The following is a 13,425-nucleotide window of genomic DNA, read 5'->3' on the forward strand; positions in this document are numbered from 1 at the left end:
TTTAAGAAGAGAACTTTATGTTAGATAGTATCCGCTCTGTAGCTAAAGGCTGGGTTGGTAAAGCGATATTGGCTTTAATTACGATTCCTTTTGCTTTATTTGGAATTGACTCTTATTTGAGTGACGCAGGTAATAATGTAGCGATAGCAAAAGTTGATGGTAGCGAGATAACTGTGCAGGCTTATTCAAATGCAATGCAGAATTTACGTACTCGCATGCAAAATGAGGGTAAAGTTGACCAAGCACAATTGGATAGTCCTGAAGTGAAGGCAATGGTGCTAGACCAATTAATTAATGAGCAGTTGCTAGAAAAAGAAATCCAACAAGCAAACTATAAGATTAGTGATGCCCATTTAGCGACCTATATTACAGCGATGCCATCATTCCAGAAAGACGGTAAATTCTCACAAGAGTTATATGACGAGCTGTTGCAACAAAATAGATATACACCGAAAAAATTTGAAGCAGAAATTCGTGCTACTTTATTATCACAACAAGCGCAAGATGGTATTGCTAAGCTAGGTTTTATTTCAACAGCACGCGCAGACAAAACGTTAAAGCTTTTAAATCAAAAACGTTTAGTCACAGTATCTGAGCTTAAAACTAAAGATTTTCTTGATCAAGTTAAAGTAGATCCAGCAGAAGTTAAGGCTTATTACGAAAAGCATAAAGATAAGTTACGTGACCCTGAGCAAGTTAAGATTGAGTTCTTACTGTTATCAGCCAGTAGCTTAGTGCCAGGTATTAAAGTCGATGATGCTGATGTGAAGCGTTACTATGATGAGAATGCAGCTAAATTCCAAGGGAATGAACAAAGGCGTGCTAGCCATATTTTGATTGGTTTTGGTGTCAATGCTACACCAGAGCAAAAACAAGAAGCAAAAGATAAGGCACAGACTTTATTAGCAACAATCAAAAAGAACCCTAAATCTTTTGAAGAGTTAGCTATTAAAAACTCTCAAGATCCAGGCTCTGCAACTAAGGGTGGTGATTTAGGTAGTTTTGGCCGTGGCGCAATGGTTAAACCATTTGAAGAAGCTGCATTTAGTATGAAGGTGAATGAAGTTAGTGATTTGGTTGAGTCTGAGTTCGGTTATCATATTATTAAATTAACAGAAATTTCAGGTCAGAGTTCTGATTTTGAAAGTTTGAAGCCTCAAATTAAAGGTGAGTTGATTTTCCAAAAGGCTCAAGCTGAGTTCGTTGAAAAAGCAGAAAGTTTTAGTAATTCTGTTTATGAGCAGTCTGATAGTTTGGCACCAACTGCTAAGGCATTTGGTGGGCAGGTGCAACTTTCTGGATGGATGTCACGTGAAGATGCGGCTAAGTTCTTTAAGAGCGATAAAATTGTTGGCTTAATCTTCTCTCAAGAGTCTTTAAAAGAACGTCGTAATACAGAGGCTGTTGAAGTGTCGCCTAATAATTTGGTATCTGCACGTGTGCTTGAATATAAACCATCTGCTGCAAAAACGTTTGATGCTGTAAAAGCAGGTATTGAAGATTTGCTTAAGCTTGAGGCTGCTGCCAAATTGGCAGTGTCTAAAGGTGAAGAGGCGTTAAAAACTTTACGTGCAGGCGGCTCTGTTGACACGCTGAATTGGATTCCAGAAGTGATGGTGGATCGTAAAAATGCGCAAGGGTTGACACAACTGGCGATGACACAAGTGTTTAAAACTGATGTCACTAAATTACCAGCTTACTCTGGATTAGCAGATAGTAAACTGGGTTATATGCTTGTGAAAGTGGTTGAGGTTGATACATCAAGCATTGCTGATCCTGAATCTGTGAACACGGCTAAAGCTGAGCTTAATCAAGTATTATCAGATGAGTATTTAGCAGCGTACAAACAGTCTTTACGTGAAAAAGTGAAGGTCACTGTGAATCAACGTTTGTTGTTAGAGAATACTAATAACTAATATGAACTTACTGACTCCACTCCATAGAGTCAGTAACCTATAAGCTGTAAATAACAAAAAAGGCACCTAGGTGCCTTTTTTGTTATTGAGCGATATGTTCTGCGCTCATTTAATCAATGACGCCAGCGGCAGTGATGTTCATGCCACCGTCTACGTAAGTGATTTCACCAGTAATACCAGAAGCGAGGTCACTACATAGGAAAGCAGAAGCGTTGCCTACTTCTTCAATGGTAACGTTTCTGCGTAATGCAGCATGCTTCTCGTTAAAGCCAATCATTTTATCAAAGTCTGCAATACCTGACGCTGCAAGCGTTTTAATCGGGCCTGCAGACACAGCGTTAACGCGGATGCCACGTGGACCTAAACTTTGTGCTAAATAGCGTACATTCGCTTCTAAACTCGCTTTAGCTAAGCCCATGACGTTGTAGTTTGGCATAGTGCGCTCTGCGCCTAGGTAGCTAAGTGTTAATAGGCTGCCTTTACGGCCTTCCATCATCGGGTAAGCGGCTTTAGCGAGTGCTGAAAAGCTATATGAGCTAATGTCGTGTGCAATACGGAAATACTCACGGTCAATTGCCTCAAGATAGTCACCAGCAAGTGCCACTTTTGGTACAAAGGCAACAGAGTGTACTAATGAATCTAAACCGTCCCAATGTTTTGCTAGCGCAGGGAATAGTGCATCTATTTGCGCATCTTCTGCAACGTCACACGGCAACACGATTTTTGAATCAAAATCTGCGGCTAAGTCTGCAACGCGCTTTTCATGTTTATCAACTTGATAAGTGAAAGCGAGTTCTGCGCCTTCTCGTTTCATTGCAGCAGCAATGCCGTAAGCGATTGAGCGGTTGCTTAATAAGCCCGCGATGAGTACTTTTTTACCAGCTAAGAATCCCATAGTTATTTCCTATTTTACTTGTCATTAGAGGAGGGGGTGGTTTAGCACAGGCTAAACTCGATAGTTGCGAGATGACTAAGATTGAATTGATGTGTGGAAATTAATGGTTGGTTCCACTACGTGGGTCTAATGCATCACGCAAACCCTCACCAAGCAGATTATAACCTAACACGGTAATTAAAATCGCTAATCCTGGAAACAAGGATAGCCACCAAGCGAATTGAATGTACTCTTTACCGTCAGTCAATATATTGCCCCATGAGGCCTGTGGTGCTTGTACACCTAGACCCAGAAAGCTTAATCCAGACTCCATCAGTACTGCACCAGCAACGCCGAGTACTGCGCTGACAATGATGGGGGTTAAACTGTTTGGTAATAGGTGTGTGAAGATTAGCCTACTGTTCTTCGCCCCTAGTGTGCGTGAAGCCATGACGAACTCACGCTCACTCAAACTTAAAAATTCTGCACGGACTAACCTTGTCACGCCCATCCAAGAGGTGAGGCCGATGACAATCATGATGTTGATGATAGATGGTGTTAAAAATGCGATAACGGCTAAGATCAAAAAGAAGCTAGGGATAGAAAGCATCACGTCAACGATACGCATAATCAGTGTATCTACCCAGCCACGATAAAAACCAGCCAGTGCACCAAGCAAAATGCCAATCGCAGTAGAGATGCCAACTGCTACTAGCCCCACCAAGAGAGAAATGCGGCCACCGTAAAGCATACGGCTGAGTACATCTCGACCCAGGCCGTCCGTGCCCATCCAGTGTTGCATAGAGGGCTCAAGCAAAATGGCTTTGACATCGATGTAGTTAGGGTCGTATGGTGCGACGATAGGTGCGAGCATTGATAATAGAAACACGCAGACGATAATGATGAAACCGACCAATGAAAGTGGATTGGATAATGCTTTTTTAAAGAGGGTTGTTTGCGTGTTCATCTTTAATAAACCTTAAATACGGTTACGTCTTAGCTACGCCACGACGTACACGTGGATCAGCCCATGCGTAGGCTACATCCGCAAGTAAGTTACCAACTAGTGTTAATGCTGAACCTATCGTCAGTATGCCCATGACTACTGGGAAGTCTCGCATGAGTACCGCATCGTAAAATAACTTACCCATACCTGGAATCGCGAAAATAGTCTCTGCAATGACAGAGCCGCCAATAAGACCCGGGATGGAGAGCCCAATAATGGTGATAAGAGGCAGTAGTGCGTTACGTAAAGCATGTGTGTAAACCACTTTGTGCTCACCTAAGCCTTTAGCTCGAGCTGTGGTGATGTAATCTTGCTGTAGTACATCTAACATGCCATTTTTTACAAATAAAGTGATACCTGCAAGTCCCGTAATGGATGGGATGACAACAGGTAAGAATAAATGGCTGAAAGTGTCTTTAATTTTGTCCCAAGTATCTAATGACTCGTAGTTTAGACTATGCATACCTGAGATTGGAAACCAGTTGTTGACTACACCTAGCCAGTACATTAGTAGCAGGGATAGCCAAAACCCTGGAATTGAAAAGCCAATGAAGTTAAACAGGGTAATTGATCTATCTTGCCAGCCTTGATATTTTCGGGCTGCGATGATGCCTAGGGGGATTGCCAAGGATAAGGTAATAGCAAGTCCTAACAGGTTAATCATGAGGGTAATGGGTAAGGCTTGTTGTATGAGTCCCTCAGTCACATTACCTTCTGCATCGGTTGTTTGCCAAAACACTGGTTTTTGATGCGAAGCGAATGATTGACCAAAATCGAGCGTTACCATTCGTTTTAACCACAACCCGTATTGAACAATGATAGGTTTATCTAGATTGTACATTTCACGTAGTTTTTGACGCGATTCTTCGCTGGCTTTTGGATTGAAGGCAGCTTCATTGCTAGTGATGTCACCTGGTGCTAGGTGCATGATAAAAAATGAGATTAGGCTGATGCCAACAAGCATCGGTATCATCCACAAAACACGTTTGATTAGGTATTTAAACATAATGATTAATGGGCACTAATTTCGTTTCTTCTTAAAGATTGTGGAATATACCAATCTTGTGAGTTATGGCCGATGCCTGCTGGTGGTGCTGGATCATCAATGCCTTTGACGCGTTTATGGATCGCAGTTAGGCCATAACCTGCTGATAAATAGATAATTGGGCAGTCTTCTAATAATGTTGCTGAGAACTGATGGTAGATATCCATCCGTTTATCTGGATTGAGTTCCAGTCTGCCTTGTTCTAGCAACTTGTCAATTTTAGGGTTGTTGTAGCCGATAAAGTTAAACTGACCAGGCGCTTGTTGGCTAGAGTGCCAGATATTATATTGGTCAGGATCTAAACCTAAGCCCCAGCCCAGCACTACAACATCAAAATCACCTGTTTTAATAAAGCGGCTGATAAAGCTTGCCCATTCTATGGCCCGAATTTGGACATCAATGCCTACTTCTTTTAGTCTGCGTTGAATCAATACTGCTGACTTTTCGCGTTCTTTATTTTGGTTGGTAATGATTTCAAAACTAAATGGCTTGCCATCACGTTCTAATATGCCATCGCCATTACTATCGGTGAAGCCGGCCTCTTTCAGCAATGCACGAGCTTTAGCTGGGTCGTAGGGGTAGGGAGTTAGCCTTGGATTGCTCCAACGTGTACCTGGTTTATAAGGGGAGGCGATGTTGATGCCTAGCCCTAAATAAACGCCATCGATAATTTCTTGTTTGTCGATGGCGTAATTGATTGCTCGACGTACGCGCACATCATCAAAGGGTTTGTGCTTGAGATTAAATCCCATGTAGGTGTAGCTATTACCAAGCTCTTTGTATAGCGCTAGTTTTTTTTGTAACTCTGGGCGAGCAGGGATAATTCTTGAATATTTAATGGGATCTAAACCCATGAGGTCGATGTTGTCGGCCATTAGCTCTAAGAATTGTGCAGAATTATCAGGAATAATGCGTGTCACTAGATTATCGATTCGGGCAGGTCCAAGGACTGAATTTGCATTTCTTGATAGTTTCAGGTGTTCGCCATGCTTCCAGCTATCTAATTTGTAATAGTGGCTACCAACGGGATTACGAGCGAATGCAGTAGTATGGAGGTCTTTACCTTCAAGCAGGTGTTTTGGCAAAATTTGTAGCCCCGCCCAGCTATCTAAAGCTGGGGCATAGGCTTGGTCATAAGTAACACGGAATGTTTGTGGGTCAGGTGTCTCTGCTTTTTTAACTAGCAAAAAGTCTGAGGCATATGGGCTGGCATTTTTTTCATTCGTGACGGCTTGCCATGTGAACAGTACATCTGCACTGGTGAGCGGGTTGTTATCCGCCCATTTTAAATTTGGCTTAAGCTTAAATGTAATCGTTTTTTGGTCTGTAGAAATGTCCCAATGTTCTACAAGATCACCCTCTAGCTCAAGGTTTTTGTCGTATTTAAGTAAGCTATTAAAAATGTTGCTACTTATTGCCGATGAGGCTGACTCTCCAGCAATCATGGAGATTAAACCACTAGGTTCACCTGTCATTGCATTAATGAGCGTTCCTCCTGAAATTTTGGGAAACTGAGCGTTGTAATCAATCAAGTTTTGATTGTCTGTGGGGGAGTGGCACCCTGCAATAAACAGGATGAATGACAGACTAACCGCAATTTTCAGGTTTGATAATGGAGGCATTGGTAGTATTTATTTATTTAACATGATGCCACTATTGAATAATAAGCTTTGCACCAGGCTTGATATGGCTAGATGATTTTTTGTTCCAACGTTTAAGGTCAGCCACTGCAACATCAAATTTCTCCGCAATACTATGTAATGTATCACCACGTTTAACGGTGTAAGTTTTTTTTCTCTCTGAAGCTTTACTTTTGCTTGCAGTTTTTTTAGAGCGGCTTAGCTCATTGGTGTCAGCAAGTTCAATATTTAATAGCTGGCCAGCTTTTACTTTGCTGTTTCTCAATGAGTTCGCCGCCAGTATTTGCTTAACACTAACACCATAGTATTTAGCAATGGACTGCATTACCTCACCTTTTTTAACCTTGTGTGTGACGGTTTGTTTTGATGATGGTTCAACATCAACTTCATTATCTTCAATTACCGTGAGAGATGTGCTTTCATTAGCATCAGCTTTAGGCACTAATAATGTCGTGCTCTTTTTCATTTTAGCTTGCGATGATAAGTCGTTGACATCCCTCAGTTGAGCCAAGTTTATGCCAAACTTACTAGCAATTTTATCCATACGCTCACCACGTTTTGCCTGATAAGTTTGCCAGTTGACTAAAGGTTTTTCGTAGCTCGCTAAGTTAGTTCTAAAGGTTTGTGCGGCCATGATCGGTAGCAATAACTCAAGGCTCTCGTGTTCGCTGTTAATCAGCGGGCGGTCATAACTAGGATTAAGCGCAAGAAATTCTTCATGATTGATTTCAGCAAGCTTAGCAACGAGGTGGGTGTCAATACGTGCTGGTGCTGTTACTTTTGCAAAATAAGGCGTATTAGCAATAGTTGGAATCTCAAGACCATAATTGCTTGGATGTGTCATTAAGTTCTTGATTGCTTGTAGTTTTGGTACGTAGTTTCTTGTTTCGTCAGGTAGCGACAGGCTTTCGTAATCGGTAGGTAGGCCTAGTTTTCTGTTGCGTTCAATGGCACGGCCGATAGTGCCTTCACCGGCATTGTATGCGGCGAGCGCTAAATCCCAAGCACCAAACATAGCGTGTAATTTTTGCAGATAGGTAAGCGCGGCATCTGTTGCCATAGTGATGTTACGTCTGTTATCTACCCACCAGTTTTGTTTTAAGCCAAAATGCTTACCTGTTGATGGGATAAATTGCCAGATTCCAGAGGCACTACTTTTTGAATACGCTTTGGGGTTGTAAGCACTTTCAATCATCGGTAGTAGCGCAATTTCAGTAGGCATGCCACGTTTTTCAACTTCTTCTACGATATGAAATAGGTAACGTTGACTACGTTCTACCATGCGCTGCACATAATCTGGACGTGAGCTGTACCAGTCTTCATGCTTGTTTGTGAGCGCAGAGGTTGAATCAGGCATTGCATAACCATTTTTAATACGTTGCCAAAGATCATCATGTTGAGTTGCTTGTTGTTCAAATGATATGGTGCTGGATTCATCGGTAGCACTCACATTTTTATCTTTGATAGTAATTTCTAAATTCTCACCAAGGCGGCCGCCTCGAGGATTTTTTTGAATTTGTAGGTCTTTATTGGTTTCTGGTTTGCTGCCTAAATCTCTGATGGCTGGTTTGAATGTATCGTCAGAGAAGATAATAATTTCATCACCAGCTACGTTTGAGATCGTGTTGGATTCTGCATGTGATGGAGTGTTAAAGATTATTGCAAAAAAGAAGAGGCTGAATAATAGCGATGTGTGACGTGCGCGTGACAATAAATGACAAGTCTTGATGGATTGACCAATGCGTAAAAAAAATTGAGTACCCATAGAAACGCTCTTGTTCATCATAATGCAACATAGTAACGAACGTGAGCTTGATTAGTCAAGTAAAAATCACCGTAAATTACTTTATAAATATTCTCTATCTTCATGATTAATATGAGTTTCTAAGCTCTCTTATTCTGCTAAAGGTTTCTAGTGATGTTGGTTTTTCAAGGAATAAAGAAGATTGAATTTCTGAGTAATCACTACGTAGAAAAGGATTAGTTGCCAACTCTAAGGCAATGGTGGAAGGTAGTGTAGGACGCCCAGCGTTGATTAGATTAGCGGCATCTTGATAGCGCTTAGTGAGTGCTTTATTTGAAGGTTCAATTGTTAGTGCAAAGCGTATGTTGTGCAGTGTGTATTCATGAGTACAGTAAACTTGCGCACTAGCTGGAAGTGAAGCAAGCTTTTGCAAAGATTTCATCATTTGTGCTGGCGTTCCTTCAAACAATCGACCGCACCCTGCACCAAACAATGTATCACCACAAAATAGCAATTGTTGTTGCTGATGTTCAATGTAATAGGCGATATGCCCAAGCGTATGTCCCGGTACGTCAATCACCTTAGCAGTACTTATCCAATCTCCTAAGTCAACATTATCTGGCTCGCTGACTGGCTCGTGCGCAAATAAGTACTGCTCTAGTTTAGGTGCAAAAACTTTTACATCAGGATATGTTCTTAACAATATCTCTACGCCACCGATATGATCTTGATGGTGATGGGTAATTAATATTGTTTGTAAATCTAGCTTAAGTTCTTTTAGGGCTTTGATTACGGGGGTGGCATCCCCTGGGTCGACGACAATTGCCTTGTGCTGGTTATGGATAAGCCAAAGATAATTATCCTTAAAAGCCGGAATTGGAATAATTTGTAATTGATGTTGTATATCGTCTATCATCTGCTTAAGTATATTACTTAAGTAATATATTAGTTTAATTTTAATGCAATTCTAATGACATTATCGCCATGAGCCAGCCATTGAATAGATTAGTATCGTTGCATCCAGAGCATCAATGGCTAGATTCAGCACTTGGTCGTTATTTGCAACAAGAAGAGCAGACGCTATACGATCAGGCTGTTGTTGATTTATTTGGATTTAACGCACTGCAAGTAGGTTGCTTGCAAATGGATTTGCTGCGTAACTCACGTATTGCTCATCGATTTAAGTCTACAGAGTATGTCTCGTCCCCAGAGTTCACACATATGTATTGCTGTGATGACTTTTTACCTATCGCTGATACTAGTTTAGATGTATTGATTTTGCCGCATCGTCTTGAGTTTAGTGAACGGCCTCACCAAACGTTGCGTGAAGCAGAGCGTGTCATGATGCCTGAGGGGCATTTATTGATATCGGGTTTTAACCCATTGAGTTTATGGGGCGTGGTGCTTTTTTTTAGAAACTTGCTACATAAACGTAGGGCTGATGGCAAACCATTTCCCTGGAATGGCAGCTTCATTAGTTTAGGCAGACTAAAAGATTGGCTGGCATTATTAGGGTTTGAAGTGGTTTCTGTTGAGATGTGTTGTCATATTCCGCCATTTGAGCAGGAGTCTTGGCATCATCGTTTTAATTTTATGCATCAGTTGGGTGCTAAATGGCTTTCTGCAATAGGCGGTGTCTATTTTATTGTTGCAAAAAAACGGGTAGTGGGAATGACACCACTTAAGCCCAACTGGAAAGCGGCTCCTTTGAAATCACCTTTAATTGCTAGGCCTACACAGCGTAAACCAAGCCAACGTGGCCACTCAAAGTAGTTGCAGATAATTAATCTCAGTCAGTAGTTTTAATTAACTAGCTTTAAAGTGATTCAAACCTGCATGAGTGCTTTTCTCACTTCACTTTCATCAATTTCTTTGCCGATAATGACAATTCTAGAAATAGCCTCATCCTCATCCCAGCCTTCGAGTAATGTTGGAGGGTACGGCGTAAAATGTACGGCATGAATGGCGAGCGGTGCGGGCTGATCTTCCGCATGAATAATGCCTTTTAAACGCAGTAACTTGCTGCCATGTGTTTGGCATAGTTTTAGAATAACAGGTTTAAGGTCGCGCCAATTGAGTGGTTTTGGCATGGTGACGGTAAAGCTGGTAATGCCATCTTGATGTGCTTTTTGTGGCAGTGTTCCTTTAGGTTGGTTAATCTTGCTAGGTGTGCGCAGCCAGCGTTGAGGGGTTGCAATTTTACCTGTTGGGTCAAATAGGCCGACATCGATGATACTGTCTGGGTTGATCTCGCCGTGTTGAATTAAATGCTGGCTGGCCCCAGGGTTAATTTCAGCCAGTTTTTCTTGCAGTGCTTTAATTTCATCACTGTTAGCGATATCTGTTTTAGTGAGCAGAAGTACATCCGCAACTGCAGCTTGTTTGAGCGCCTCAGTATTTTCTTGCAATTGTTTTAAACCATAAACGCTATCAATTGTGACTACAACGGCATCTAACCTAAACGTTGACTCAATCACCGGTTCATTCATTAAGTTACCCAAAATAGGGCCTGGGTCTGCCATCCCTGTGGTTTCAATCACTAATCGATTAAATTGCGGAATTGCCTGTAAAGCGCGCTTGAAAAATAGGTCGCGCATGGTATCTGCAAGTTCATTTTTGAGGCTACAGCAGATGCAGCCTGAATTGAGTAATACAGTATTGTCCGCAATATGTTCGCTTTCTACCTGAGTGGCTAAAATGTGATCTAAGCCTGTTTCACCTAGCTCGTTAATAATGACAGCGGAGTCATGCATTTTGGGGTCGTTCAGTAATTGATTGAGCAGCGTTGTTTTGCCTGACCCTAAAAAACCAGTGAGTAATGTAACTGGAATGCGTTTATCCATATTTATTTATCTTTGAGTGCTCATTGAGCGTTAATTGCTGTTACTAGTGAGGCTGAGACTGTAATTAACGCAAAATGTTATTAAATTTAAGAGGGTTAGCTTAATTGCTCATACTTAACTTGTGTTGGCACCACATCAATTGGATGTCATTTATCAACTAAAATATATTCGACGCTGATTTTATTGATTTAGCAACTTAAATGCAACTTAATTGCATTTAAGTTGGCAAGTCTATTATGGATGGTTGCAGTCTGAGCATAAGCCTTTGATATTGATATCAATAGATTCAACATGATATTGTGCTAAAACTTGCTTGGGAAATTGTGGTTTTAATTCATGTATACAAGTCACTTTTCCACAGGATGTGCAGTGTAAGTGGGCATGCTGATGTAAGTTTGCCAGAAATTGCTTCTTATCAGAATCTGGTTTTATCGGTGTATAGCTACTCTGCGATAATTGAAATTTCCATGCGCGATTTTCACCAGAGATTTTATGGATTAAATGATGCTCAGTAAGCCAATCTAATACGCGGTAAATCGTGACACGGTCAAACTCTTTTTGACTGGACATTTGCTCCAGAATTTCAGAGTGGCTTAATGCACTATTTACGTTTGTCAGTACATTTAACACAGCAATGCGTGCTTTGGTCGACCTTAGGCCAGCATCAGTAAAAATTTGTTGTATTTTCATGGGCTATTATTATGAGCTACATGAGAGCATGGAACAACCAGCTTTATGCCTTGCCCAGTCTGGACGTTTTTCTTCAAACTTTTCCATTCCAGCTTGTTTGGTATAAGGATTCTGCAATAATTTAAGCAGGGTTTCTATCATACAGGTGTCGCCTTGCTCGGCTAAATCAATTGCTTCTTGTGCTAGGTAGTTACGCAATACATAGCGTGGGTTAAAGCTTGCCATGCGGGCATGTCTATTTTCATCAGACTCGTTGCTTTGTAAAATGCGCTTGGCGTATTGTGCTAACCAGTCATTAAAGTCTTCTTCAAAGTTTAAATAGCCTTGTTCGGTATAAAACACACTTTTTAAGTCTGCAATGTTAGGTTTTGCTAAATTGATGTGCGGTAAATGCGTAAAAAATAGCGTCATGTCAACTTCCGCTCGCGTCATCAGTTCAAAGCAGCGGTTAATTAATTCGCCATCATCATCTTGCCAAGTGTCTAGGCCAAACTTTCCTACTAGTGAATCCATTAAGCTTTGCGTGTAAACCGCTTCATACTGGTCTAATGCATGATTTAGGCCTACTGCATCAGGCAGTAGGATAGATAGTGCGTCGGCGAGACGTTCTAAATTCCAGCGGCCAATGTCATGTTGTCTGCCAAAGCAATAACGTCTGCCTTGTGCATCGGTGGTGTTTGGTGTCCAGCCTGGGTCAAAATTATCAACCCAGCCGTAAGGGCCGTAATCAATTGTTAAACCAAGAATCGACATATTGTCGGTGTTCATTACGCCGTGCACAAAGCCTACGCGCATCCAGTGCGCAATCATGCGTGCTGTACGTTCGCATATTTCTGTGAACCATGCTTCAATTAACTCAGTAGAAGGTTCGTCAATTGATAATGTGAGTGTTTGTTGTTGAAGCCAGTCGGTAAAGTCTCGGTCTATCGTAAAGCCGATCATTTTTTTTAATAGCGCTTGTTCACCACGGCTGGCTAGTAACTCGAAATGTCCAAAACGTGTAAATGACGGTGCTACACGGCATACAATCGCACCTTGTTCCATTTGAGGGTTGCCGTCGTAAAACATATCACGTACTACTTGGTCGCCAGTGCTGACAAGGCTTAATGCGCGCGTTGTTGGCACGCCTAAATAATGCATGGCTTCACTACATAAAAATTCCCGCAATGATGATCTTAAAACAGCACGGCCATCGGCACGGCGTGAGTATGGCGTTTCACCAGCGCCTTTGAGTTGTAGCTCAAAACGTTTGTCATTATGGATAAGCTCACCTAGCAATATTGCACGACCATCACCTAACTGACCTGCCCAATTGCCAAATTGGTGGCCCCCATAGCAGGTTGCGTAAGATTGCATGCCATCTAATAGTTGATTGCCACCTAATGTATTAACCATGTCAGGGTGGTGCATATCTGTATCAGTCAAGCCTAGCATTTCAGCCACGGAACTTGAATAAGCCATGAGCGCAGGTGCCTTAACAGGGGTAGGCATCACGCTAGACCAAAGTGCACCTTTTACTTGGCGCGTGTAGTTCGCGGCGACAGGGTCACTAGGGAGTTCTCTGCAAAAGCGGTTATCAAAGTTCAGTTTTCTCATAGGGTACATTTTAGATGTTTTAGCTTACTTAAAGTTACAATTTTTGCAGTAAACCATGGGCTGGCTAATGT

General features: G+C 41.7%; 11 protein-coding genes. 2 read left to right on the plus strand and 9 right to left on the minus strand.

The annotated features are described in order from the left end of the window. Positions 1-17: 17 nt before the first annotated feature. On the plus strand, positions 18-1,916 hold the full coding sequence (locus A391_RS0106385; RefSeq protein WP_019898189.1) for a SurA N-terminal domain-containing protein: 1,899 nt from the start codon (positions 18-20) through the stop codon (positions 1,914-1,916). Positions 1,917-2,025: 109 nt separating this feature from the next. On the opposite strand, the gene A391_RS0106390 is transcribed toward A391_RS0106385, so the two are convergent. From A391_RS0106390 to gloB, 6 genes are all read right to left on the minus strand, one after another. Next, the gene (locus A391_RS0106390; protein WP_019898192.1) at positions 2,026-2,811 is read right to left on the minus strand and encodes an enoyl-ACP reductase FabI; all 786 of its coding nucleotides are present in this window, start codon (positions 2,809-2,811) and stop codon (positions 2,026-2,028) included. Between the two features lie 100 nt (positions 2,812-2,911). Beyond that, positions 2,912-3,757 carry an ABC transporter permease gene (locus A391_RS0106395; protein ID WP_019898194.1) on the minus strand — a complete coding sequence of 282 codons (846 nt, stop codon included), beginning with the start codon at positions 3,755-3,757 and terminating at the stop codon, positions 2,912-2,914. A gap of 22 nt (positions 3,758-3,779) precedes the next feature. Beyond that, on the minus strand, positions 3,780-4,802 hold the full coding sequence (locus A391_RS0106400; RefSeq protein ID WP_019898195.1) for an ABC transporter permease: 1,023 nt from the start codon (positions 4,800-4,802) through the stop codon (positions 3,780-3,782). A 5-nt stretch (positions 4,803-4,807) separates the two neighbouring features. After that, positions 4,808-6,463, minus strand: a complete 1,656-nt coding sequence (locus A391_RS0106405) for a peptide-binding protein (RefSeq protein ID WP_019898196.1) — start codon at positions 6,461-6,463, stop codon at positions 4,808-4,810. Between the two features lie 31 nt (positions 6,464-6,494). Next, the gene (locus tag A391_RS0106410) at positions 6,495-8,246 is read right to left on the minus strand and encodes a LysM peptidoglycan-binding domain-containing protein (protein WP_019898197.1); all 1,752 of its coding nucleotides are present in this window, start codon (positions 8,244-8,246) and stop codon (positions 6,495-6,497) included. Between the two features lie 106 nt (positions 8,247-8,352). Next, complete coding sequence (gene gloB / locus A391_RS0106415) at positions 8,353-9,141, minus strand: hydroxyacylglutathione hydrolase (protein WP_019898198.1); 789 nt, start codon at positions 9,139-9,141, stop codon at positions 8,353-8,355. Positions 9,142-9,209: 68 nt separating this feature from the next. Here gloB and A391_RS0106420 point away from each other — a divergent pair, with 68 nt between their 5' ends. After that, complete coding sequence (locus A391_RS0106420) at positions 9,210-9,998, plus strand: class I SAM-dependent methyltransferase (RefSeq protein ID WP_019898199.1); 789 nt, start codon at positions 9,210-9,212, stop codon at positions 9,996-9,998. Between the two features lie 53 nt (positions 9,999-10,051). Here the strand turns inward: A391_RS0106420 and A391_RS0106425 are convergent, their stop codons facing one another. The 3 genes from A391_RS0106425 to A391_RS0106435 all read right to left on the minus strand — a co-directional run bounded on the left by A391_RS0106425 (position 10,052) and on the right by A391_RS0106435 (position 13,354). Continuing rightward, a complete protein-coding gene (locus A391_RS0106425) occupies positions 10,052-11,068 on the minus strand; it encodes a CobW family GTP-binding protein (RefSeq protein ID WP_019898200.1) in 1,017 nt (338 codons plus the stop codon). A gap of 234 nt (positions 11,069-11,302) precedes the next feature. Beyond that, on the minus strand, positions 11,303-11,758 hold the full coding sequence (locus A391_RS0106430; RefSeq protein ID WP_019898201.1) for a Fur family transcriptional regulator: 456 nt from the start codon (positions 11,756-11,758) through the stop codon (positions 11,303-11,305). A 9-nt stretch (positions 11,759-11,767) separates the two neighbouring features. After that, a complete protein-coding gene (locus A391_RS0106435) occupies positions 11,768-13,354 on the minus strand; it encodes a protein adenylyltransferase SelO (RefSeq protein WP_029144037.1) in 1,587 nt (528 codons plus the stop codon). Positions 13,355-13,425 lie beyond the last annotated feature (71 nt).

It is taken from the genome of Methylotenera mobilis 13, from assembly GCF_000384255.1.
GTDB classification, from domain to species: Bacteria; Pseudomonadota; Gammaproteobacteria; order Burkholderiales; family Methylophilaceae; genus Methylotenera; species Methylotenera mobilis_B.

Bases quoted from the DNA above. Each gene is read 5' to 3' on its own strand.
- A391_RS0106385 (WP_019898189.1), top strand. From the start codon at position 18: ATGTTAGATAGTATCCGCTCTGTAGCTAAAGGCTGGGTTGGTAAAGCG.
- A391_RS0106390 (WP_019898192.1), bottom strand. From the start codon at position 2,811: ATGGGATTCTTAGCTGGTAAAAAAGTACTCATCGCGGGCTTATTAAGC.
- A391_RS0106395 (WP_019898194.1), bottom strand. From the start codon at position 3,757: ATGAACACGCAAACAACCCTCTTTAAAAAAGCATTATCCAATCCACTT.
- A391_RS0106400 (WP_019898195.1), bottom strand. From the start codon at position 4,802: ATGTTTAAATACCTAATCAAACGTGTTTTGTGGATGATACCGATGCTT.
- A391_RS0106405 (WP_019898196.1), bottom strand. From the start codon at position 6,463: ATGCCTCCATTATCAAACCTGAAAATTGCGGTTAGTCTGTCATTCATC.
- A391_RS0106410 (WP_019898197.1), bottom strand. From the start codon at position 8,246: ATGGGTACTCAATTTTTTTTACGCATTGGTCAATCCATCAAGACTTGT.
- gloB (WP_019898198.1), bottom strand. From the start codon at position 9,141: ATGATAGACGATATACAACATCAATTACAAATTATTCCAATTCCGGCT.
- A391_RS0106420 (WP_019898199.1), top strand. From the start codon at position 9,210: ATGAGCCAGCCATTGAATAGATTAGTATCGTTGCATCCAGAGCATCAA.
- A391_RS0106425 (WP_019898200.1), bottom strand. From the start codon at position 11,068: ATGGATAAACGCATTCCAGTTACATTACTCACTGGTTTTTTAGGGTCA.
- A391_RS0106430 (WP_019898201.1), bottom strand. From the start codon at position 11,758: ATGAAAATACAACAAATTTTTACTGATGCTGGCCTAAGGTCGACCAAA.
- A391_RS0106435 (WP_029144037.1), bottom strand. From the start codon at position 13,354: ATGAGAAAACTGAACTTTGATAACCGCTTTTGCAGAGAACTCCCTAGT.